This is a genomic window from Paenibacillus sp. E222 (assembly GCF_013401555.1).
GTDB lineage: Bacteria > Bacillota > Bacilli > Paenibacillales > Paenibacillaceae > Paenibacillus.
In genome coordinates this window covers 4356417-4380230 of the sequence record NZ_CP058552.1, presented here as the reverse complement: position 1 = coordinate 4380230, position 23814 = coordinate 4356417, and the positions used below count along the sequence as shown (strand labels likewise).

Here is a 23814-nt window from a genome sequence, read left to right as displayed (position 1 = left end):
CGTGACCGGCGGGATCAAAGATCAAAATACAAAAAGACTGATTCCGTATTTGGAATCAGTCTTTTTCAACAGCATTAATCGTGCTTTACTCCGTTCTCACAGGTAACTTGCCCTCAGCTTTCCGTTGACCAACCAGCACTTTGATCCCTGCTAACGTATTGGGCTCCTGCTTTCCATACACAGCAAGCCCTGATCGCACATTCTGCAAATAAATCATCTCGTACGGGTTGCCAAGCGACAATAGGGAGTAACGCTGATTACGCCTGTTCATCGTATCAATCAAGGTTTGATAATCAGACCATCCGAACTCACTGGCCACGTTGCGGAACTGGTAAGAAGCAAGAATGACGTAGTCCGCCTGTCCAATCGCCTGAAGGGCTTCATTCATCTTCCCTTGTCCAATAAGAGAAATTTCTGTCTTTAAGGATAGGTTACCTGTAGCTTGTATCAGTTGCTGTTCAAGCTGCTTTGCCTGTTCCTGTTCGGCTGCGAGAATAACGACCCGGTCGCCTTGTTGAATTTGATCCGGAAGTCCACCCTCACGGCCGGCCAATACGGTGACCGCTCGCTCGGCAATTTCCTGCTCCACCGCCCGATGCTGCTTTGATCCAATGACACCGTTAAGCGCATTTAGCTTTTGCGCTAGAGTCTGGCTGCGTTCAAACAAACCATATTTGGCTTTCAGCTCCAAAATTCGCTTTACTGAAGCATGAATGGTTTCGTCCGGGATCTTCCCGCTCTTCACTGCGTTCACCAACGTTTGATGGGCAGCAGCCGGATCTTTTGGCATAAGGATGATATCAACACCTGCGGAAACAGCACGTTCCACGGCTTTATTCTCCCCAAAATGCTCCGCGATCGCATTCATGGTAAAGGCGTCAGAAATGATCAGACCTTCATATCCCAGCTCCCCCCGAAGCAGTCCGGTCAGCACCTTTTTGGATAAGGTGGCAGGTATGGGCACACTCTTTCCGTCTTTGAGTGAAGTAACATGCTCGTTATCAATGGCCGGGAAAGCAATGTGTGCAGTCATGATCATCTCGACCCCGTTTTCAATCGCATCCCGAAATGGTTTTAATTCTACCGCATCAAGTCGTGCGCGGTTATGTGTTAGCACAGGCATACCGAGATGGGAGTCTACGGTTGTATCCCCGTGCCCTGGGAAATGTTTGACTGCCGCGATCACCCCGGATTGCTGTAGACCCTTTATCGTTGCGAGACCAAGCCGCGTCACCAAATCCGCGTCTGAGCCAAACGATCGTATGCCAATGATTGGATTGTCTGGATTGCTGTTAATGTCGAGCACTGGCGCAAAGTTGATCTGTATCCCCAGTGCCTTCAGCTCCTCCCCTGTCAGCTGACCAGCCGCTTCGGCCAGTGCCGTGTCTCCCGTTGCGCCAAGCGCCATCTGTCCCGGCAGATTCGTCCCGCCCGGTATCCGCTTAACGACGCCCCCTTCTTGGTCGATGCTAAGAAATAAAGGAATGTCGCCGGCTTCTCTTTGCATGTCATGTGTGAACGTTGTAAGCTGCCTGATATCCACAATATTTTTGTCAAAAAGAATAAGCCCGCCCAAATCTTGATCATGAATGGTGCTTTTCAATCCCTCATGAACGATCGTGGTCACTTTACCGTTCCATTGCCTAATGTCAGGCATAAGCATCTGGCCGACTTGCTCGCTTACGGTCATATAGGATATCAGCTTGTCCCAATCTTGTGTACGAATGGCTGCTTCCCGTTCGAATCGAATCACACGTGACATAAATACAGCATATTCCGCTCGCGTGACCGTTTGATTCGGACGATAAGTACCATCCGAATATCCGCCGACCAAGCCGTTGGAGCTCAAGATCTGAATGGGTGCCTCAGCCCAATGTTGTTTCGTATCTGACCAATTGGCAGGTTGCTTGCCTTCCAAGAGTGAATACGCACGCGTAAGGAATGCTGCAGTTTCGGCGCGGCTAAGCGGTGCATCCGGACGGAAGGAGCCACCAGGAAATCCGCTGGCAAGTCCATTTTTTGATGCTAACGCGATTTCCTGATAAAAGGGGTGAGTTGCCGGAACATCCGAATAAGTCGTTGTACCTTCCACCGGTTTCTCCAGCTGTTGAGGATACAGCTCCCGCACCATAAACGTGACGGCTTGCGCCCTTGTTACCAGCCCTTGGGGCTTAAATATTCCATTTCCATATCCTGCGACTGTTCCTCGTTCAGCCATATACTCGATACCGTCTTCTGCCCACTTCGAATGCTGCAGATCGGTAAAACGTTCTTCCGCATCTACACTTCCTGCCCATATGAGCATAGAGCCGAGAACAGCACCGAATATCGCCATCATTTTTAGTTGCATCTATTCCACTCCTGTTGATGTTCTTTGTAAGATGAATAGACGCTATGGATATACGTTTTGTTGCGTTGAGTCGCTGTTATTATCGCTTGGGTACATAATTAACCCCGATGAAGACTTGACTGTTATCTCACCATCTAAGATAATTACAGTTTGACTAAAAAATTCCTACAACAGGATCTTTCATTTGGAAGGGGGCGCTCGTTATTAACTGGTTAAATGATCTCTATAAGATCAATAAACGGGAATCGGAAAAGGAAATCGAACGATCTTTGGTTAACGCCATCTTCCGAATCTATGATCGGTTTCCTCGAATTGGCCTTAGAGAGCGAATCGGGCAGCAAGAGATGTCTCTTGATATAGCCGATGCTTATATCCATGGGTATAACGCCATGATTGAAGCTGGTGTCGGAATTGGCAAGTCTTTTGGCTACCTGATCCCAAGCCTGCTCATGAATCAAATGTCCCAGAAACCGGTCATTATAGCTACATCCTCCATTCAGCTTTCGGAACAGATACATAAAGATTTAAGAGTCATTGGTAGTCGGCTGGGCTTCACAACGGTTCGCTCTGTCGTTGGGAAAGGAATGGGCCAGTATGCCTGCCGAAGCAGGGCAGCGGAATGGATCAGGCCTGATGATCCGAACACCTCACTGTCTACCCTTGCCCAGCGCATATTAGATTATGAAATTGATGAAAGAGCGGATATTAAAGCTGGAATTAGTGATGCGGATTGGTCCAACTTTTCCGTAAATGATTGCAAATTTGAACGTTGCCATCATAAAAATGCGTGCTTGTTTTACGATATGAGAGCTAAATTAAATGCAAAGGCTCATGAGATTGATTTTATTATTGTGAACCAGGACCTGCTCATACGGGATTTGATGAAGAAAAAAGAAGGAACCAAAAGCATCATCTCGGAACAGCCGGCTCTGATCGTCATTGATGAAGCGCATAATCTGGAAGCGAAAGTTCGAGATGCCAGAACGCTTGAGTTTACTTATCGGGGAGTTTGCCGCACTCTGGATAACACTGTGCAGCTTCTCACGAAGCAGTCCGGGGATAAAAGTATCTTCTCACAAACCAAGTTTATAAAAAAATGTATTGAACGCATCTTCAAACAGGTAAATGCAGATCTGCTCCACCATGCCAAGCAGGATAGCGACCGTATAAAAGTGTCGGAGATCAAAGGAATACCGTTAAACCAAATCTCGAACGATTTGAAAGATCTCAGTCTTCGCCTTTCCATTTTGACCTCTCGTCACGAGCGGGAGATTGATGACGCTTTTGAAGCTATAAACGCGCTTATAACTCTCATCCGTGTCTTGGCTGAATTAGAGGATAACTATCTCATATGGGCAAGCAGTCCCTTGGGAGTAGCCACGATCAGCATCTGTCCCAAAGATATAAGCCAATTTCTGAAGTACGCTTTATTTAACGGCAAGGCGCCTGTTATCTTAACGTCGGCAACGCTGTGCCAAGGCGGGGAGACACTGGAGGAACAATACTCTTATTTGACGCAGTCCCTCGGTTATAAGGGTGATTTTATGGATCGCAAATCCTCCCCTTTTGACTACACCAATCATGCCATGATGTACATCTCGAACAACGTTCCCTATTACCAGCATGAACAGCGCGAAAACTATCTTGAAGCGGCCTACAACGAATTGGTTCAGCTCTGTAATTTAACACAAGGCAGAACCATTGTCCTTTTTTCAGCAAAGGAAGACATGAAGTACATTCATAAGAAGCTGATTTCAAGTCCTGATGAATACACATGGGCAGTTCATGTTCAGAAAGAAGGATCTTCCCAGGACAGTGTCATCACCGAATTCAGGAAAAGCAAAGGTGTGCTCCTGGGTACCGGGGTATTCTGGGAAGGTGTGAATATCGAGGGGCCCGATCTTTCGCAGGTCATTATTTTCCGTCTGCCCTTCCCTGTCCCTTCCGATCCAATTTATGAATATAAGGCATCTGTATCGGAAAATCCGTTCATGGAGGTGTTTGTCCCGGATATGCTTCTCCGGTTACGGCAAGGAACGGGACGCTTGATTCGTAGTGAAACGGATCTAGGCATACTCAGCATACTAGACTCCCGTCTCAGCGCAGCGGCAAAAAAGAGTTACCGGCAACAGGTGCTGGACACGCTCCCATTCAAAGAAGTGACAGAGGATTTTTCGATTTTGGAGAAATTTGCTCAACAAAAAGGGATACGACGTACGGATTGAAAGTGGAACAACCAAATCATATAACTGCTCCAATCACATCAAAAGGCCCTTCGGCCCATATAGCGGAAGGATCAATTTCAATGCTTGAAGTAAGATATATGCTAGAATATAATCCAGAAATATGAATCTCAAAGGAGGTATTTATATGGTTGAAAGACCAACTACAGAGGAATATGCAGCTTTTTATGAAGGGTACATCCGGCTTGTTCCTGAAGGGAATATCATTGAACGGTTAGAGCAGCAGGCCCACATCGTACAAACTTTGCTTTCTTCATTAACAGAGGAGCAAGCAAATTATCGCTACTCCGAAGGCAAATGGAGCGTGAAGGAGGTCATCGGTCACCTACTGGATAACGAACGTATCATGAGCGGCCGATTGCTCCGCATCGCCAGAGGCGACAAAGCGAATCATCCTGGCTACGATCAGGACGTGCTTATGCAGAGCCAACCCTTCAATACGTATACGGTAGCCGATTTGAACGAAGAATATGCCGTCACACGCCGCTCAACCATTCTTATGCTCCGTCATCTCACGCCGGAAGCTTGGCTCTGCAGAGGGATCGTCAGTGATAACCCTGCTTCGGCTCGATCAATCGCCTATATTTTGGTTGGACATGAGCTTCACCATTTGTTGGTACTTCGTGATCGATATTCACTGGATATAACCCTATAATTACAACTGAAGGATAGTTCTGGCTTCTTCTACAATTTGAATAATGATATCGCCTGCAGATTGGTTATCTGTTAACATTCTCGTTCCCTGACCTGCCCAAAGGGCCATATATTCCGGATTATTTTGCTTAGCAGAAGCATTTCTAATCTCGCGAGTTAATGTATTTTGGGTAGGAAAGGTCAGCGGCTTAATGCTGGATGCTTCCCAATGTTGTATAAAGTCGTTCTTGATGCCACGCGCTGGCCGTCCAGAAAAGGCATTTGTAATTACAGTACTTTCCTCTGTGCTATCAAGCAATGCACGTTTATATACCTCATGTGCGCCAGACTCTACCGATGTCAAGAAACGCGTCCCCATTTGCACCCCTTGCGCTCCCAAAGCGAGTGAAGCCACAAGTCCTCTGCCATCCATAATACCGCCGGCAGCAATGACTGGAATATGGACGTGATCTACAATTTGTGGGACAAGTGCCATGGTTCCGATGTTTGCTCCACTGGGCTGAGATGATACATCAAAAGTTCCTCGATGCCCTCCTGCTTCACTACCTTGTGCAACAATGACATCACATCCACGCTTCTCCGCTTGAATCGCTTCCTCTACCGTTGTGACCATACTCATGATTTTGATGCCTAACGATATTGCCTTCTGCATATGGTGCTCAGAAAGTAGTCCAAACGTTGTACTAATCATCGGAACTTTTTCGTCCAGCAGGATGTCAAACTGCTCTTCAAAATGATTGGGTGTACGTAGCTCATCTTGAGCACGCTGCTTCACACCTAAAGACTCCCGAATTGGGTTCAACTCTTCGTTTACCGCATCAAAATTCGTATAGTGATCCGGTCCAACATGAGCAAAAATATTCACGGCAAACGGTGCTTGCGTCCGTTTTTTGATCTCGTGTATAGCGCCTCTTAGTTCCTCAGGACTCATATACGCAGCGCCTAACGTCCCTAACCCACCTGCATTAGAAACCGCAGCCACTAGGGGTGCCATGTTTGCAATACCGGCCATCCCCGCCAGAACGATTGGGTAACGAATATTTAAGCTTTCACAGAGCTTATTGTTTAATTGAATAGGCATCTAAGGTTCCCTCCCCATCAAATTCGGATTCCATTCTTTATAGTTTACATCGAGTTTATCCATCTTGTATAATCCGTAAATCAGATGTTACATATCATGATTTCAGATAGATTGTGTTCTAAAGGAGGGTCAACTTGGATATTCACTTGCTGGAGATTTTCATTCAAACACCCTCATAACACCGGCACTATCTGCTTTTTTAGATGAAACTAAGAAAGAAATTCTCCAAAGCTAGCTGCACCGATAAAATAAAACAAAAAAAGCCGCTAATCAGCGACTTTCAATGGGGCTATGTTCTGCTTCTTTCACATGCGCTTTTGCCCACTTCAATATCAATACTCTTTCTTAATTACAAAAAATGATCCCCGAATGGTTCCAGCTAACTTGGATTTCTGTCTGGCAAACTTAAACTTGCCTTCCAACTCCGCTGGAACTTCCATCCCCTCGGAAAGCTTAAAACCCACGGCCCGCTTCTTAGGGTCATCCACCGTATACATGACATTGAGTCCAAGACCATCTTCATAAAAGACGTAGGAAATTCGAATGTTTTCCACTTGAAAAGCCGACGTCTCCAAAGGCTTGGCCGCAAATTCAATATCACGTTCTTCCTTCAAAATTCGTGTTACATAATCAAGGGTGTCCTGACTTTCGCTAGCAGGAACAACCGTAAATTCATGCTTGTATTTGTTCATAAAATAACGAGCTTCATTCGCACGCAAACCTGCAAGCGCTGCTGCTACTGGTGAGGACTCTAATCCGACCGTAGACACATTTTTAAAATCAACGATATACGACATGCCGATCTCTCCTTCACCTTATTTCTTAACAACAGGAATCCATATTTCACCAAATACCAAGCCGTTTCGTTGCCCCATCTCAACCGTAGTATTTGGTCCACCAACATAAGCATAATTCGTTTCCGCTGGTAGAACTTGACCAAAAGCAACGCCAGTAAGGTTATTATTTAACTCATCAGATGTTGCTCCTTCCCCCTTAACGATCAAGTATTCTCCTTTAGGGAATTGGATCACTCTGGTTGCTTCTGGCAGTGTTTCTTCTGTCATGACACCAGCATAATGCATCATCTTGTTATTCACCGCTTCGTTCACGGCAAAAATATAGTCATTGGTCGCTATAGCTTTTAAAGCATCCAGGCTTCCATCTTCTTTCACAGCCGACCAAAAATCCGCCTTTTCTTTGTTAATCCCAGCAAAGTCTGTGTAATTGCTCTTAAGCTCAGTTCCAATACCCAAAACGATAAAACTGTCTTTTTCCTCAAAATTATAATTACTCATTCGTAACACCATCCTCTTTAAATTTATCAATGCATTTGTCTTTTCACTTGATGGGTTTATAATAACCTTAAATCATGTCAAATTATGATACTGTTTAGGGGGACCCGATGAAAAAAGTTGAACGAATTAATATCATTATGAGGTATATCAACAACCGCGCACACTTTACCATTTCTGAACTCATGCGGGAATTTAACATCTCTCGTTCGACCGCTATTCGCGATATCCGAGAAATTGAAGCTATGGGCATGCCACTTGTCGCTGAAGTTGGGAGGGATGGGGGTTATTTTGTCATGAACAACTCTGTCCTGCCCACGGTCCGCTTTACCGATAATGAGATCAAAGCTCTTTTTCTCGCCTTTATGGCAACTAGAAATCAACAACTCCCTTATCTAAAGAGCCGTCAGTCTTTAACCGAAAAGTTACTGGGCCTTATCTCCGAAAATCAGCAAGATGACCTTGTTCTTTTGAATCAAATATTGCTTTTTGAAGGGACCAACCCCCATAATCCCGACTTGCTTGATCTGTCAGACCTGCCCCACCCTATGTTGGAAAAACTCATCCAGCTTCTTCTTATAGAGAGCCATTTGTTGGTTACCGTCCAGGAAGAAAGGGAAATAAATTCGTATCCCATTTATCTTCTACACCTTTATCGTGAAAAAAGCCTGTGGATCATTGAAGGCTTCGACTTAGAGGAAGAAAAGAGACGGATTCTATCTGTCGACAATGTCACCCATATTGAACCCTTTCCTACGAAGAAAAAGGTAAGCAAGAAAAAGATTTTAGAAAAATTAAGTAAGCAGGAAGAAGTGATCAACCTTGTCCTCGAACTTGGTCCAAAGGCGATTGCACAGTTCAAGAAGTATCATCCTTTAAAGCTTTCACTTTCTTATACGAACCCTTACCAAACTACAGCCGTTATAAAGACGTTTATCAACGTTCATCATGCAGAAGAATTAACCGAAATAACCAATTGGTTGCTTTTCTTGGGTGGAGATATCCAGGTTAAGGAGATGCCAGAAGAAATTGCAGCAGGTGTACAAGAGAGATTAAGCTTATTTTGCCCTTAAGTATTGGATAGTTAAAACCAAATAACTTTGAACTTAGATCATGCTTTTATTATCTGCTGTTTCTACTGAGATCTACTATGGAACATTATCCCAATTCTCCTGAACTATAAGGTATCGTTTAACGATAAAAAAACGCATTGAGGAATGATCTCCTCAACACGTTTTCTGGCGATCTACAAATCGCTTATATCATCTGTTATTGTTAAGCTCTTCAAAGAACTTAATATTAGTCTCGAAATCGGGCACAGTTTGAGATTCTTCCGCTTGTTTAACTAATCTTACAACCATATCATTATAAGGTGTTGAGATTTGTTTGCCTAAAGCTGACCGTGGAACTACTCCATTGATATAATCAATTTCGGTCTTCCGCTGCTTTTCGAGATCCTGTAGCATGCTTGCTTTTAACAGTCTGGAGGACTCCATGAGAACCCGAAGTGTTTTAATTCGTTCCGGGAGATCCTTATCACTCTGTATTTCCAAAGATTCAATATCAAAGCCACCCATCGTGGCAAATTTCACACCATTGGCGTGTCCAACTTTGATCGTTTCATCGGCAATATGAACGGCACTTACAATACTAATATCATGATCAAGCACAACGCCATACTCCACGTTTAGTGCTGCAGATAGGCCGCTAAATGCATTGTTAATAAGCAATTTAGACCACTTCGTGCCCACCAGGTTATCGGAAATATGTGTTCCACCCACAAGGTCTAGTATAGATTGGATCTGTTGAATTCTTTCGGTTGTTTCCCCATTTAATTCGCCAATTTGAAAAGCGTACTGCTTAAAGCGATTGAACTCTGTTGTAAGTCTTGATACTCCCGGTTCAATAAACGTAGCACCAAATTCAACAGATCCGGCAATGACCCGTTCACGGCCAACAATGGAAGCTACTTTTTCTTCAGGGATACCGTTTTGCAAGGAAAGCACAACACTTTGGTCATCTAAATACGGCAACAGGTCTTTTAGAACAGACTCGTTATATAGCTGTTTAGTTAGAAGCAAGACTAAATCATAAGTTCCTGACATCTCGTCAGGAGTAATGGCCTTCACCTTTGCCTGAAAATCCGTAGTGCCAGTAATTTGGGCCCCTGTCTGGTTTAATGCGTCCACATGTGCTTGATAGACATCGATCAACTCTACATCTTGTCCGCCGGCAGCAATATATGCACCAGCGATGGTTCCTAAGGAACCTGCTCCTAAAATTGCAATTCTCATATGGAATTCCCCTACCTTTTCTGTTTGAATGCTTTTTTTGAATGCTTTTAATGACGTTTATTTTTCATCAGCTAAATAATCATATATAACTGTTGGAGAAGGCAGCGAAAGCTCTGTGATGATATGGGAAGCCGAAACAACCTCAAGTACTGGCAAATCTGCCATCGGCGCAAGAGCATGAGCGAATAGCTCCAGTCTTGCAGGGCCTGACCAGGCACCCTGTATTTTAATATCCGTAATTTGGCTCCGTACCAATTCACAGATTCTTGGATATCCGTCATAACCAGGCATCTTTTTCAGCATATAATTTGGTTTAACAATCTCTTGCAGCGCCTCCGAATGATCAAGCGGAAAATGCTTATATCCCATAGTCGCGGTAGCCACTCTCAAAGAGCCATAATCCATAAGTCCAACCAATGTGTCGGAATCTACATACAAACTGGGTTTGCCCATTTTTTTAGGAAAGGCACCTATTTCCCTGCCTGATGCGATTGCAGGAAAACTGTCTACGTACATTGCGTGGAGATAATCTCCTTCCTCCCCATCATAGCTCACAGGTATCACTTGACCACACTCTGTATAGGAACCAAGGCCTGTTACATCCGGCATTTTCATAATCTCAAACCTTACAAGCGGAGAGGTAACCTCCAATGGCTCCGGAACGATTTTTCTTAAGCGTTCCAGATCAGTTCTATATAAAATGTTCAGGTATTCGCGATTATAAAAACGATAAGGTCCCAAAGGATATGCTCCTGCATCCAGCGGAGTTGTAAATTGCTTAACCACTTCTTCCTTTCTCATCTGAACGACACCTTCCGATCTCTAATTTCTTCATTTTGTTGTCTGATTTATATCGAAATGAATGATTACAGAATCCATTTTACATCTCATTTTACATTTAATCTAATACATGATAATATATAAACTCATTTATTATAATAAATATATGGGGTGCACTATAGTGGAGCTGCTTCAATTGAAATACTTTCAGACCGTCGCTTATACAGAGCATATTTCTAAGGCTGCCGAACAATTAAATATTGCTCAGCCTTCTTTAAGCTTGACGATAAAGAGACTTGAGGATGAGTTGGGTACAACCTTATTTGATCGGAAAGGGAGAAATATACAATTGAATGCATCCGGAAAAATCCTCTTGAACCATGTCAACAGGATTTTCACCGAAATTGAAAATGCAAGAATGGAAATACAGACGAAGGATATGGCAATTGACCATACCATCAAAATATCGATTTCAAATCCCAGATTCCTATCCGGATTGATCAGCAGGTACATTACCCAGTGGCCGGATACCAATATTCAACAGGGACTCGGAGCTAGAAATGACATCCTTGCAAGCTTAAAAAAAGGGGATATTGATTTGGGGATCGCAGGTCCACCTATGGCGGACGATGAGATTGAAAGTTGTGTCCTTATTAATGAAGATATCGTGCTGGTTTTACCATTCACTCACAAGTTTGCGACAAAATCTGAAATTTCGTTAAGTAAAGTGGCCGATGAATCTTTTATTGCCCTTGCTAATAATGAGGAATATAGCTTTTTTACAACCGAGCTTTGCAAAAAAGCAGGATTCACTCCCAAAATTATTTTCGAGGTGGATTCTCATTTACTGGCGGAAATTATTAAGGTCAACCAGGGTATCGCGCTACTCCCTATTTCAGTCTGTAGAACGTTGGATTTGAATTACGTCAGAATCGCGGATATTAATCCTACCTATCCAGTAGGACTATCTTGGGTGAAGGATAGATATTTATCTTCTTCGGCCAGAAATTTCCGGGACTTTATTATTGCCTATTTTAATGATTATTCTGCATTGTACAAAGTTTGAAAAATTACATATACGGAGCATTCTGTGACTTTTTGCGCCTTCAAATTCATCATTGGTTCTCATCTATAGTGCTGTAAAATTTCATTTACTGTTTGCTCAGGGGACTGCTCCGAACTGTCCAGCCAAAATCCGATTTGAGGCGTTTCCTTCAAAAAGTCTGAATACAAATTCTCTACCGTAAAGGCAGTGTACCCGACCTTTCCTCTTGATTTTTCACGTTCTTTTACTACCTCTACCTTCGGACACAGCACAACTAACCGAACCGGGTGATCCTTTAACTGCTCCATCATATAGACTAATTCCGCACCATAGTAATTATCCTGCAAAACTACAGAAAAATCATTCTCATAATAGGTTTTTGCGGCATTTGCGGCTAACCGATAACGCAAATATAATTGACGGACTGCTTCATCCGACGGTTCAGCGGACATGTCTTCGCGGCCGGATACAATCATGCGACGGAATATATCACCACGCAGATGCACGGCTTTTCCCAGCTTGGAAGCCAGCAGCTCCGACACTGTTGACTTACCAGAAGCCATTACGCCTGTAATTAAGTAGATCGCTTTTTCCATAACGAAGTACCTCCTTCTTTTCATAAAAAGAAACAACCCTATACAAAGCAGAAACACTAAACATAAATAAGAATGAGCTCTTAGGAATATTTATTTATCATAGCATTTAGGAACTCTCGGAACTCTTCAACATATGCTTTAGGTTCTATGATTTGCAAATCCGTCCCGAAACTAGCTAAAAACCGAAATCCAAAGTGGTTTTGCGGCAAATCTATTTCGGCTATAAGGAGTTCAGAATTGTAAGCTTCAATCCTTTTTTGACCGTATCTTTCAATAAATTGATCTTTTATTCGATGCGAGATCAATACTTTAATTGTAATTAGATTCGGTTGATAATATTGCTCTGTTTTCTGTTCAGTCATAAAATCCCTAGCAACAAATGTATTAATATCGATATTCAGATTATCCGTTCTGGACAATTTAAACGTTCGATACTCCATTCGATCTAAACAAAACCCCTTCAAATACCAACTCATTTCACTAAAATGAAGCTGGTATGGCTCGACCCGTCTCTGCGACTTGGCCCCACTTTGATCTATATAATCGAATGTAAGTAACCTTTCTTGCTCTATTGTTTCCTGACAAGTCTTTAAGATTTGCACAATTTCAGGACGACCATCCCAATTATAAAAAGACAGTTGAATGGTACCTCCCAAAGTCGTTGAACCTATCATTGATTCAATCTTTTTAAGCGTTGATTCTACTTCGTCACTAAATAGAATTTTTCCCAATCCGCCCAGTGCAGTTAGTATATTTTCTAAATCTTTGCTGCTTAAAAGTCGTTTGTCTATTTTGTATTCATCCATAATCCCGTATCCGCCGTTCACTCCATTTATAGCATAAATGGGAATGTTAGATAATCCAAGTGTTTCCATATCACGTAGAATCGTTCTTTTGGACACATTGAATAATTTTGCGAATTCGGTAGCTGATACTACATTCTTTTGCAGCAAGATCATAATGATGGATATTAATCGTTCAATTTTATTCACGATAGTCCTCTTTAAAATATAATTTTTGAACAAAGCTAATAGGTGACAATCTAGCTGTCACCTATTATAGCTTACACTTCATGTATTACAAGAAGGAGGTTTTATCATGTCCGTTATTGCATATTTAAATTTTGATGGGAACACCGAGCAGGTCATCGCGTTTTATTCGGAAGCTTTAAACGCAAGTGAGGTAAAAAAAGTGAAATTCAAGGATTTTTCACAAGATCCAAACTACCCTTTGCCAGAAAATGAGTTGAACATGATTATGGAGTCATCGTTAGAATTCGCTGGTGGAAAAATAATGATGTCGGATCTTCTTCCTTCGATGAAGAATGTAACGGGTGAGCTGGTTAAAGGCAACAATGTAATCATTAGTATCATTATTGATGATAAACAGGCAATGAAAAACTACTTTACTAATTTGTCTGAAGGCGGCTATGTGATCATGCCATTATCAGAGATGCCTTGGTCATCCTGCTTCGGAATGTTGGTGGATAAATTTGGTATCGTTTGGAAGTTTAATAGCGACGCTAACACATTCCTGGATAGCGTAATTGCTAATGCTACTTAATGAACTGCTGCCAGCAAAGTCAAAAAGCGAATTGAGATCTTGGTTTCAAGAACATTGCCTGACTGAAAATTCTTGCTGGGTCGTGGTGAGTATGAAATCAACACCAGGTACGTTGCTGTATCTGGATGCTGTTGAAGAAGCCTTGTGTTTTGGATGGATTGATGGGCAAAAAAAGAAAATTTCCGAGACTCAATTAGCTCAAAGGTTATCTCCTCGAAGCAAAAAAAGTTCGTGGACTGAATTGAATAAAGAACGGGCACGTCGCCTTGAAACGCTGGGATTAATGACAGATGAAGGTCGAAAGGCTCTCCCTGCTCTCAGTTACGAATCATTTAAAATCGACCCTATAATTTTGCAGAGGTTGAAAGAGGACACGAAAGTGTATCAGAATTTCTCTGCATTTCCAGATATTTATAAAAGAATTCGAATCGACACCATCCAAAGCTATAAAACTCAACCTGAGTTATTTAACAAAAGATTAGATAAATTTATAACAAACACCAAACAAAATAAAATGTATGGCAATTGGAATGACAATGGACGCCTATACTACCAAAACACCTCACCTTGAATATTCAAGGTGAGGTGTTTCATGATAGAAAGTAATATTAATCGAAATCGGAATTTAAATATTTCAATTATCATTAGAAATTTCATCAGTCAAAAAAATCCGATTGGTGGAGTTGCTTTATTGGATTTGTTGAGTCAAACCCCATGATTATTACTCACCCAAGTTGTTCCAGAACGCTTGGAAGGCAGCTTTCTTGATTTCGAAGAATACCGGTACATTGCCATAACGCACCAGACCTTCCCCAAATAGGACTAATTGGACCTGCGTCTTATCTTCGAGCGTCAGGTAGATGATCTTGCGATCTTCCTGCCCGTAAAGACGCTCTTCCAGTTCAGGGCTTGTTGCTACCGGTTTGGCAGCGTATAGCGCTGAGATAAAGCTGTTCAGCGCTTTGTCTGCTGCGAGCGGCTGCAGCTGCTGCAAGCCATTGTTCCAGCTGGCGAAGGTCTCCCACTGCGCCGAAGCGACGTTGCCCTCGAGGTGAAGCTTGCCGATCAGGTCTTCGCCGCTGCCGATAGTGATGCCGTTGCTCTGGTCAAACAGTTGGGCATGCCCCTGACCATCGATCTCGGTGTAAGACATGATGCGGAAATTCGTGTCGTAGCCATTGACCGCATAGATGTCCGCTTCTCCTATGTTGGAGGCAAGTTCTCTGTACTCATCCTTTCCACTCAGCTCATGAATGCCGCCAGTCGTAGTACCCAGCTTCTCGCCTCGCAGAGCAAGAGCATCCGTACCGTCAAGCGATGTAGCAGACTGTGTATAGACGTTGCCCTGATAAACCACCAGTTGAAGCATATCGGCCTTCACGCCATCCTTGGAATCCGGCAGCTCTGTCTTCGGAATCACCACCGGGTCGAATGACGCGCCCGGAGTGACCTGTGCCACCTGCGTCGCTGGCGCAGTCGGTCCATTCACTTGCTGCCATATGCTTGGCGCCGCAAGTCCAACACTGGCAGCGATGACGACGCTTGCTGCAATATATAGCGTTTTTCGCTGGTGCTTTTGTTCATGGCGTTGTGTGTTCAATGTTTCTTCTATCCGTTTTTTCATTTGGTCGTTTGTTCTCATATGGTCCACCGCTTTCTTATAGTTACGTTTAAATTGTTCCTCGTTCATTGGGGTTCTGCTCCTTCCAGCTCCAGTTTTAACAGCTGTCTTCCCCGCTTCAATCGCATCTTCACCGCAGACTCGCTGATCTGCAGGATCTCGCCGATTTCCCGGATCGGATAATCTTCGTAATAGTACAAATGAACCACCGATCTATACTTGACGGGCAGTGACAGCACGAGTTCAATCAGTGCCTGATCTTCGGGGTTGTCTGTCGTAAGGGAATCTGCTCCCTCCAGCTTGACCTCCCGTTTGCGCCAGCCTTTGCCTAATAAGGATTTACAATGATTGGTGATGACCCGGATCAACCATGCTTTCTGATGTTCTGCATCGTTGAACGTAGGGGCTTTTTCCATTAACTTGATGAAGGTATCCTGAGTGGCTTCCTCCGCGTCCTCTCGCCTGCCAAGATGCACCATCGCGATCCGGAACAGCGTATCCGCGTAAGTTTCATAGACTTTCATCATATGATCTCCCCGTTGGGGCATTGATCGCTGCATGGTTGTTCTGCCCTCCTTTATATCTCTAACACTCTCAAGGACGGCATTTGGTCACATTTTGTTGTAAATTTTAAATTTAGATAATTTTCTAACGGATGACCGACCAACCTCTTGCTCTCAAGGACGGATATGGATTTGTACGATAAAATAATAAAAAGCCGCTAAAATAGCGACTTTGACAATTAAAATGCGATTGGGATTCATCATAGAGCGGAGCTTCTTTTGACAACAATTAAACTTACCGGAAAATGTAGACAGACAAAAGGCCGTCATGATGACGGCTTACACGTTTTAAAGCATCAATAATATATACAGCAACTGAAAGTATGTTAAATACTTCTATGGATCACACTTTTGGTCTCGGCTGCCTCAAAAATAGTCTCAATCAGTACAAGCACTCTGTGAACTTCATCATTCTTAATTGCAATCTCAGATTTCCCTTCGAGTACAGAGACGAAATTTTCATAGAAGCTTTGCTCCTTCAATTCCGGCTTTTCAATCGCAAACTTTAGTGTAGACAGTTCGGACGGCGGTGCCATCGTTTTGGTCAATCCCTGCCCCGCTTGGATCGGTTTCGGCTCTATATGAGCAACATCCGGATTCCGAGTGATAATCTCTCCACTTAAATCCCAGTCCCTAATCACTGCTGTACCTTCCGTTCCTTTGAGATACCATCTCGGTAACTTCACGTAATTGGTTGTTCCCACTTCAATAAGTGCCGTAAGGCCATCTTTAAACGTTATATAACTCGTAAAACCATCATCCACTTCGGTTCCCAAAATATAACTTAAATTAGCGGTCACACTTTCAATTTGGCTATCTGTAATCTGCAGCAATTGGTCCAGCAAATGCACGCCCCAATCCAGCAGCATACCTCCACCGTAATCTTTCAGCTGGCGCCAGTCGCCAGGAATGCCGTTGGCTCCTTGAACTCGGGATTCCAAATGGAAGAGCTCGCCCAAAGTCTTTTTATCGATGATGTCCTTGGCCGTCAGGAAATCTTCATCCCAGCGGCGATTTTGATGGACTGTAAATACACGGCTCTCCTCGTTCGCTACCTTGACGATATCATTAAAATCCTTGCTGGTTATTGTAACCGGTTTTTCGCAAATGACATGTTTACCCGCCTGCAGAGCTTGAATGGCTATTTCTTTGTGAACATCATTAGGTGTAGCAATTAAAACGATATCCACCAGCTCATCTGTCAGAACAGCATCCAGACTTGCGTATGTTTTATAGCCGGCTTCCTTTCCCAATTCCATCCGATATTCAACCGTATCGTATACCCCGATGACGGAAATCTGTGATACAGGCTCAATTAACTGGCAATGATAACTGCCCATCCCCCCAAAGCCAACAATTGCTATATTATAAATTCGGTTATTCATCTTCATCGTCCTTCCTTTTTGGAATATGCCAATATGATAGAACTCTCACAGCAAACTTTATGTAAAAAAGATGAGTGGCTGCGACCTTGATGTATGCAAGATGTATAGCACCTCAACTTAATTTAATACCCTTATCATACAAGTCTCATAAAAGACTATCTTCCTATTTTCTTGCTGTTTTATTCCCGGATATTGTCATGCGATACTTTAAAGGCGATGTGCCCGTCGCTTCCTTGAAGAAGTGATGAAACGTCTTAACGCTATTGAATCCGGCTTGCTCTGCTATTTCGGTAATCGAATAATTTTCATTGAGCAAAATCCATTTCGCTTTATTAAGTCGATATTCATTTAGAAATGTTACAAAGGTCATACCTGTATTTTTCTTGAAAAACTTAGTGAAATAATAAGGACTGAACCCTATATAGTCGGCTACGTCTTTTAGTATAATTGATTCTTGGTAATGGCTTTCTACATATTCAAAAATTCGTTCCAGCTTAAATAGCATTTCTTTGGTCGGAATCAGGATATTTTCCGAGATTTGGGGTCGATGTTTCTCACTCCCCCTTGGTACTTCTCTTAGAATAAAAGTCAACATTTCATAAAGTTTGGCCTTGATCATATATGCATAACCTTCTTTGCGCTCGTAATCTTCTGTGCTTATGTCTTGCAGAAGAGGAAGAAGCTTGGTTGCCGTTTCACGAGGCCAGTTCCTGCTGGATTGCTCTATTTGAGTAAAAATGTCACGAAGCGACCGATCATCGTAAATTAGTGTGGATACGTCTTGGAACAGACTCAAGTCAAATTGAATAACAATTCGCTCACTATCAGGGGATGACAAAAAAAAGTGGACGTCACCGCCATTAATGAATTGGACTTCCCCCTGCTTCAGACGGATTACCTTGTCATTCAATCCCAAATCCAGGCTTCCCTGGGTAACATAAATAATTTCAATTTCCTTATGCCAGTGAGGATAACAGAGCACATCCCCTGTATGAATAAAGCTTCGAAATGGGAGCCGTTTGTCAAGTTCAGGGATTTCCAGATATAAACTCATGTACGCTAGCTGTCCTCCTTATATGTGTTGCATTCAATATATTTCTGTAACCGATTTCAGCCAAATTCATGTAAAAATTCCTTCTGTTCTTTCTCTATAGATCCTAATTAATAATAATTCAAAAGAATATGTTTATAAACGATTTTCCTCAAAAGGATTGTTGCTGAGCAGTCCCGCATCATCAAGTCGATTTTGACAGCAACGGTGCAAGATAACATTAACAATATGCCGTATCAAAAACCGCACATCCGATTTCCGGATGTACGGTTTTGTTTACATTCTAATTCCCTTGTTCCTTAATCACCTGTTCAATTCCCGACAAAATCAGCTTCAAGCCGAACTCAAACGCTCCATCGCTCCCCATCATCTCAAACAACCCGCCCTTGTGCATTCTCCGGAACAGTCCTGCTTCCGTCTCGCTCATGGAGTCGAGTAGCTGGATCATCTCCACGCCCGGAAGCTCTCCCTGATTCTTAATCATGACGGAGACCGTGCGCTGATGCTCATAATTATCCAGAACGAAGAAGAACACATAGTTCACAAGCGTAAGAACGGCTTGCAATTTCTGCTCTTGCTCAAGTGGCGTCGATTCCATGCAGAGCAGCATACGGTTGGTGAAGCGAATCATGTCCGGCTCATGGGGCAGCGTCTGCATCATAAGCTGCGTGGAGCAGGGATAACGGCGGAGTACACTCCGTATCGATATCGCAAGGCCCTCCATTTGCACCTTCCAGTCCCCATCGGATTGGAATTCGTTCAGGATCATTTTCGATATCTGGTTGGCCAGATGCTGGTAGAGATGCTGCTTGCTCTTAAAGTACCAGTACAGAGAAGGAGCCTGAATACCCAGCCGATCAGCCAATCGCCTCATACTGAATTTCTCAATACCTTCATCTCCAAGAAGCTCCCAAGAGGCTTCCAAAATCTTATCCTCCGAAATCTGAGGCTGTTGTTTTTTCATCCGTATCCGCCCTTTTATCTAACAGTGTAAGATTATGCTTTACAGGTTCATAAGTTCATGATACCATCTAACACTGTAAGGCACAAACTAACACTGTTAGATTGGAAATTGGAATATCATTCGCATTCCAATTCATTTCAAAAAATAAACAAAGAAAGTAGTGACTCCACATGGATGCAGAAAACCTCCATTATTTTGAAAAAGCACCGATCGCAAAAGCCGTAGCTCACTTCGCTGTACCGATGATGTTAGGTACGTCAATGAGTGTCATTTATTCTATCCTAAACGCCTATTTCCTTGGTACATTAGGCAATACTGCCATGTTAACCGCACTCGCGCTAACCTTGCCGTTATTCGCCGTGATTATGGCGCTCGGCAACTTGATTGGTATGGGCAGCGGTACATTCATCTCCCGTTTGTTAGGAGAAAAAAGATATGAGGATATAAAACATGTTTCTTCATTCGCCTTTTACAGCAGTTTAGTTCTTGGTCTTATCGTAATGGCCGTCGGCCTCCCGCTGATCAATCCCATTGTTCATAGTCTGGGTGCAACGCCTGAATCCTTTGGATTTACAAAAGACTATGTCACGATTATGCTTATCGGTTCACCATTCGTCATATTATTCTTCACGCTGGAGAATATCGTGCGCTCGGAGGGTGCAGCAATCACATCCATGATCGGTATGATTCTCAGTGTGGTTGTAAATATTATTATTGATGCGATCGTCATCTTCATCTTCCATTGGGGTGTAATCGGCGTTGCTTCTGCAACAGTCATTTCTAACTTGGTTGCCAGTGTTTTTTACGCATTCCATATGGGATATAAAAGCCAATTCTTGACTGTCTCCGTAAAATGGTTCAAGGCTTCCAAGGAAATTATGAGTAATGTGTTCAAAATCGGTGTTCCCGTCTTTATCATGAGTATCTTCTTGGGTGCAATGTCGCTCATTTTGAACCATTTTCTTGTCGAGTATGGAGATCAGGCCGTAGCGGGGTACGGAATTTCATCACGTTTGTTGCAATTTCCTGAGTTTATACTGATGGGCTTATGCGAGGGGGTTGTGCCGTTGATTGCCTTCTCTTTTACAGCGAATAAATTACGTATGAAACATACCATTGGATTTACGATCAAAGCGATTTTGGCGTTAGCTGTTGTGTTCGGCGTTGTCGTCTATTTGATTTCCGACCACTTAATTGGTTTATTTACGAATGACCCGCAATTAATTGAAATGGGTAGCTACATTCTGCATGTGACGTTCCTATCCTTGTTCATTACAGGAATGACTTCGTTGTTTGTGGGGATCTTCCAAGCAACAGCGCAAGGAACCGCCGCGTTTGTTATGTCAGTCATTCAAGGAATTACGCTGATTCCTGTACTCTATATCGCCAACCAGCTTAACGGCTTCCACGGGGTTGTATGGTCACTTGTCATTGCGGATGTCGTCGCGTTTCTTGTTGGAGCTATCATGCTGTATATTCTTCGTAACAAATTGCAGCCAGATTTAGAGAATCTAGTGCATTAGAAAATATTTAAAAAATAACACGTAACGTCACAGAGTTTACTTTAGAACGCTGCTCACAGGCTTAACCGCCCGGTATTAGTTATTTATAAATTAAAATAAAACGCCCAATCTTTCTAAAAAAATTGGGCGTTTTCTATATTATGAATGGCGGTCTTAGACCGCAGCTATATGATTATTTATCTCCCCTTCTTCTACATACTTCAATTCATTTACTTCTAAAACGTTTCTGTCTAGTACAATCTCTAGAAGACAATGCGGTCTTTGAATGATCACTTAAATAACATTTTAAAATCTGTCGTTTATCCTTGTCATAACAGGGTTCAACAAGAACAGCCATGTGCTATTGTCCAAAGCTGGAAGCAAAACAAGGGGACTTTTTTTACCAGCATACCGTATTCGTATGCTATCTGATTCAATACACCGTAACGTACTTAGAAGATACTTCGCATTAATCGTAATAATAAAATTTTCTCCGTTCTTATCTTCCAAAAGAAGCTCATCTCTTACATCACCAATCTCAGACGTACTTGATATAAGCTCCATCCTCTTCTCTGAAACATGTATTGTAATTAAATGATGATCAGCCAACACAAATACGCGGTCAATTACTTGCCTAAATGATTTGACATTCAAGATAATCTCGGAGACATAAGTAGTTGGAACAAGATTTCTGGTTGATGGGTATAAACCTTCGATTAACACCGATTCAATAATCTGATTTTGCGCTATAAACCTGATCTCATGATGGCTTAGTTGTATGGTTACCATTCCGTCGCCTTCATCGTCCAACAGTTTGACGATCTCCATTAAGTTAACACCAGGAATTACAGCACTTCCGAAAAATTCTCTTCTGTTCTCAATACAGATTGACCGTGAGGCCATTCTAATAACCCCGTCTGTAGCGACCATAGTAAGCTGATTTCCTTGAACCTCCAGCGATACTCCCGTCAAAATCGGTTTCGCCTCAGATGTTGAAACTGCCACGACTACCTGTTTGATCAAAGACTTTAATAAGCTGGACGATACATCTATGCTTTTACCTGTGTATTGATGATATGTTGTAGGAATAAATGGGGAGTCAATAGGCGACATTCCGCTCAGGCAAACACGTGTGTTCCCAGAAGTAATACTTAGTAAAAGTTGCTCGTTCACCTCCAAGACCACATTTCCATCATTCAATTTACGAATGATTTCATATAGATACTTGGCTGGGCAGACAATGCTCCCCTCCTTAACAATATGAATCTTGTTATTATCAGTAATACAAGCCCTATGCTGAACCGTTAGACTGGCATTACTACCGCTAAAAACGACCTCTTTGCTTCCTGCATATATGTACAACCCGGACAAGACTCCCTGATTATTATTCGATAAAGCCTTAAAGACATGCTGAATAGACTTAGCTAATAAATCTCTTGATAAGTGTACTAACAACTTATTCACCTGCCTTTTTTATTAGCGTCATAATAGGCCTCAATCAAATTCCTTAAAAAGGAAGACCGAGAGATCTCTAGATCTTGACACTCACGATCAACTTCTTCCCAAATCTCTTCAGTTAGAGTTAAGGAAACCTTCTTTGTCACGCCGATACCCTTTCTTCCTGCACCCTCACGCGGCCCTCCACGGGTAAAAACGAAGCCGAGCTGACCGTCTTTCTTAGATAGACCAATCTTAAATTGTTTGTCCTCCATCTTATATCAACTCCATTGAATTAGGTTACTCAAATCAATTCTCCGTAGTCACATTTTACCACATATTTCTATACCCTGTCACTGAGTGAATACTCCGAATCGTTAATCGTTACAAGGACTTATCCTGGAATGAAACAAGAACTTACAATGTTAAAACAAAAAAGCCGCTATATTAGCGACTTTTAATGGGAAAATTTTATATCCAAGATAGTGGGACACATCATACGAACTGCTTTTTCCAACTAAAAACAAACAAACCGTTAAGCACTTTTTATTCAATTACGCTGCAATCAGCCAGGACTTCCGGTTTATAACGCATGCTGTCCGATTCTGTGATGGGACGAATGACTCTGCAGGGTACACCCGCTGCAAAAGAACCCTCAGGGATATCTTGGGTCACTACGCTTCCTGCACCAATGACACATCCGTCACCGATGGTAACACCGCCGCATACGGTGACGTTAGCCGAAATCCAAACATCATTTCCGATGGTGACAGGTTTAGCATAACAGAGCGACTTGGGTTCCCCGTTTTGGTCGAGCATTTGTCGACGTTCTGAAGCTATGAAAGGGTGAACCGGTGTAACAATGGTCACATTAGGTCCAAAGCTGACATGATCACCAATAGTAACCTTAGCATCATCCTGAACGGTCAAATTGTAGTTCGCAAAAAAATGGTTGCCGATTTCTGTGTGAACGCCATAATGAAAGAAAATGGGACCTTGTATAAAACAACGCTCTCCTTTTCGACCCAGAATCTGCATGAGTAATGCTTCGCGCTCCTCCGTCTGATCCTCAAAAGTACGACTGTATTGACTGCTAAGATTGTGAGAGCGCAGCTTAATCGCCTTAAGGTCAGGATGGCCGGGGCTAAATAAGATCCCATCAAAAATTCGTTCTTCTTCAGTCATGTTATCAACTCCTGTTATAGATACTTCGATACATGAAATCAATCAAACTGCTAAGATTAATAATAAAACACACTTTATACAATACCTTTATAATGAATATTTATAAAGTGTATAAAAAGCATCCTACGAAATCAACTACAAAGCAAGTGTATTTATCCACACCATTTCTGTCAATGAATACTCGGAGGCTTTTCGTTCTTCCAACAAC

Annotated in this window: 23 protein-coding genes; 7 read left to right on the top strand and 16 right to left on the bottom strand. The window is 42.7% G+C overall.

What is annotated here, in order from left to right:
* Window positions 1-85: 85 nt before the first annotated feature.
* Entirely contained in the window at window positions 86-2350 is a 2265-nt protein-coding gene (locus tag HW560_RS19860) for a glycoside hydrolase family 3 N-terminal domain-containing protein (protein ID WP_179264368.1), read from the bottom strand.
* A gap of 269 nt (window positions 2351-2619) precedes the next feature.
* On the opposite strand from HW560_RS19860, the gene HW560_RS19855 reads away from it, so the two are divergent.
* Window positions 2620-4575 carry an ATP-dependent DNA helicase gene (locus HW560_RS19855; protein ID WP_257031377.1) on the top strand — a complete coding sequence of 652 codons (1956 nt, stop codon included), beginning with the start codon at window positions 2620-2622 and terminating at the stop codon, window positions 4573-4575.
* 145 nt (window positions 4576-4720) lie between these two features.
* Window positions 4721-5248: a DinB family protein gene (locus HW560_RS19850; RefSeq protein ID WP_179264366.1), complete on the top strand. Its 528-nt coding sequence runs from the start codon at window positions 4721-4723 to the stop codon at window positions 5246-5248.
* Here the strand turns inward: HW560_RS19850 and HW560_RS19845 are convergent, their stop codons facing one another.
* The 3 genes from HW560_RS19845 to HW560_RS19835 all read right to left on the bottom strand — a co-directional run bounded on the left by HW560_RS19845 (window position 5249) and on the right by HW560_RS19835 (window position 7623).
* Window positions 5249-6328, bottom strand: coding sequence for an NAD(P)H-dependent flavin oxidoreductase (locus HW560_RS19845; protein ID WP_179264364.1), 1080 nt, complete (start codon window positions 6326-6328; stop codon window positions 5249-5251). It abuts the gene before it with no gap.
* Between the two features lie 332 nt (window positions 6329-6660).
* A complete protein-coding gene (locus tag HW560_RS19840; RefSeq protein ID WP_090899471.1) occupies window positions 6661-7125 on the bottom strand; it encodes a phage tail protein in 465 nt (154 codons plus the stop codon).
* An 18-nt stretch (window positions 7126-7143) separates the two neighbouring features.
* The gene (locus tag HW560_RS19835) at window positions 7144-7623 is read right to left on the bottom strand and encodes a GyrI-like domain-containing protein (protein WP_179264363.1); all 480 of its coding nucleotides are present in this window, start codon (window positions 7621-7623) and stop codon (window positions 7144-7146) included.
* Window positions 7624-7730: 107 nt separating this feature from the next.
* On the opposite strand from HW560_RS19835, the gene HW560_RS19830 reads away from it, so the two are divergent.
* A complete protein-coding gene (locus HW560_RS19830; RefSeq protein WP_090899477.1) occupies window positions 7731-8693 on the top strand; it encodes a helix-turn-helix transcriptional regulator in 963 nt (320 codons plus the stop codon).
* Window positions 8694-8882: 189 nt separating this feature from the next.
* On the opposite strand, the gene HW560_RS19825 is transcribed toward HW560_RS19830, so the two are convergent.
* Window positions 8883-9914 (bottom strand): ketopantoate reductase family protein, encoded by a 1032-nt coding sequence (locus tag HW560_RS19825; protein WP_179264361.1) that lies wholly within the window; start codon window positions 9912-9914, stop codon window positions 8883-8885.
* A gap of 57 nt (window positions 9915-9971) precedes the next feature.
* On the bottom strand, window positions 9972-10715 hold the full coding sequence (locus HW560_RS19820) for an acetoacetate decarboxylase (RefSeq protein ID WP_111619627.1): 744 nt from the start codon (window positions 10713-10715) through the stop codon (window positions 9972-9974).
* Window positions 10716-10875: 160 nt separating this feature from the next.
* Between HW560_RS19820 and HW560_RS19815 the strand changes: the two genes are divergently transcribed.
* Window positions 10876-11760 (top strand): LysR family transcriptional regulator, encoded by an 885-nt coding sequence (locus tag HW560_RS19815; protein ID WP_090899485.1) that lies wholly within the window; start codon window positions 10876-10878, stop codon window positions 11758-11760.
* 59 nt (window positions 11761-11819) lie between these two features.
* Here HW560_RS19815 and HW560_RS19810 read toward each other — a convergent pair whose 3' ends face one another.
* Both HW560_RS19810 and HW560_RS19805 read right to left on the bottom strand, forming a co-directional pair.
* Window positions 11820-12335: an AAA family ATPase gene (locus HW560_RS19810; RefSeq protein WP_179264359.1), complete on the bottom strand. Its 516-nt coding sequence runs from the start codon at window positions 12333-12335 to the stop codon at window positions 11820-11822.
* A gap of 80 nt (window positions 12336-12415) precedes the next feature.
* A complete protein-coding gene (locus HW560_RS19805) occupies window positions 12416-13327 on the bottom strand; it encodes a helix-turn-helix transcriptional regulator (RefSeq protein ID WP_179264356.1) in 912 nt (303 codons plus the stop codon).
* Window positions 13328-13433: 106 nt separating this feature from the next.
* On the opposite strand from HW560_RS19805, the gene HW560_RS19800 reads away from it, so the two are divergent.
* Together HW560_RS19800 and HW560_RS19795 are read left to right on the top strand one after the other, a co-directional pair.
* Entirely contained in the window at window positions 13434-13898 is a 465-nt protein-coding gene (locus HW560_RS19800; RefSeq protein WP_090899493.1) for a VOC family protein, read from the top strand.
* On the top strand, window positions 13888-14469 hold the full coding sequence (locus tag HW560_RS19795; protein WP_090899496.1) for a YdeI/OmpD-associated family protein: 582 nt from the start codon (window positions 13888-13890) through the stop codon (window positions 14467-14469). The genes HW560_RS19800 and HW560_RS19795 overlap by 11 nt, the downstream gene beginning before the upstream one ends.
* 150 nt (window positions 14470-14619) lie before the next feature.
* Here the strand turns inward: HW560_RS19795 and HW560_RS19790 are convergent, their stop codons facing one another.
* The 5 genes from HW560_RS19790 to HW560_RS19770 all read right to left on the bottom strand — a co-directional run bounded on the left by HW560_RS19790 (window position 14620) and on the right by HW560_RS19770 (window position 19482).
* Window positions 14620-15588 carry a hypothetical protein gene (locus HW560_RS19790; protein ID WP_090899498.1) on the bottom strand — a complete coding sequence of 323 codons (969 nt, stop codon included), beginning with the start codon at window positions 15586-15588 and terminating at the stop codon, window positions 14620-14622.
* On the bottom strand, window positions 15585-16079 hold the full coding sequence (locus HW560_RS19785; protein WP_090899501.1) for an RNA polymerase sigma factor: 495 nt from the start codon (window positions 16077-16079) through the stop codon (window positions 15585-15587). The genes HW560_RS19790 and HW560_RS19785 overlap by 4 nt, the downstream gene beginning before the upstream one ends.
* A gap of 329 nt (window positions 16080-16408) precedes the next feature.
* Window positions 16409-17473, bottom strand: coding sequence for a Gfo/Idh/MocA family protein (locus tag HW560_RS19780; RefSeq protein WP_090899505.1), 1065 nt, complete (start codon window positions 17471-17473; stop codon window positions 16409-16411).
* A 157-nt stretch (window positions 17474-17630) separates the two neighbouring features.
* On the bottom strand, window positions 17631-18521 hold the full coding sequence (locus tag HW560_RS19775; protein WP_090899508.1) for an AraC family transcriptional regulator: 891 nt from the start codon (window positions 18519-18521) through the stop codon (window positions 17631-17633).
* Window positions 18522-18801: 280 nt separating this feature from the next.
* Complete coding sequence (locus HW560_RS19770; protein ID WP_090899511.1) at window positions 18802-19482, bottom strand: TetR/AcrR family transcriptional regulator; 681 nt, start codon at window positions 19480-19482, stop codon at window positions 18802-18804.
* Window positions 19483-19652: 170 nt separating this feature from the next.
* Here HW560_RS19770 and HW560_RS19765 point away from each other — a divergent pair, with 170 nt between their 5' ends.
* Complete coding sequence (locus tag HW560_RS19765; RefSeq protein ID WP_179264354.1) at window positions 19653-21005, top strand: MATE family efflux transporter; 1353 nt, start codon at window positions 19653-19655, stop codon at window positions 21003-21005.
* A 285-nt stretch (window positions 21006-21290) separates the two neighbouring features.
* Here HW560_RS19765 and dnaN read toward each other — a convergent pair whose 3' ends face one another.
* The 3 genes from dnaN to HW560_RS19750 form a co-directional block, all read right to left on the bottom strand.
* Complete coding sequence (gene dnaN / locus HW560_RS19760) at window positions 21291-22439, bottom strand: DNA polymerase III subunit beta (RefSeq protein ID WP_177185738.1); 1149 nt, start codon at window positions 22437-22439, stop codon at window positions 21291-21293.
* Window positions 22440-22444: 5 nt separating this feature from the next.
* Window positions 22445-22696, bottom strand: a complete 252-nt coding sequence (locus HW560_RS19755) for a ribbon-helix-helix domain-containing protein (protein WP_090899521.1) — start codon at window positions 22694-22696, stop codon at window positions 22445-22447.
* A gap of 271 nt (window positions 22697-22967) precedes the next feature.
* On the bottom strand, window positions 22968-23606 hold the full coding sequence (locus HW560_RS19750; protein WP_179264352.1) for a sugar O-acetyltransferase: 639 nt from the start codon (window positions 23604-23606) through the stop codon (window positions 22968-22970).
* Window positions 23607-23814 lie beyond the last annotated feature (208 nt).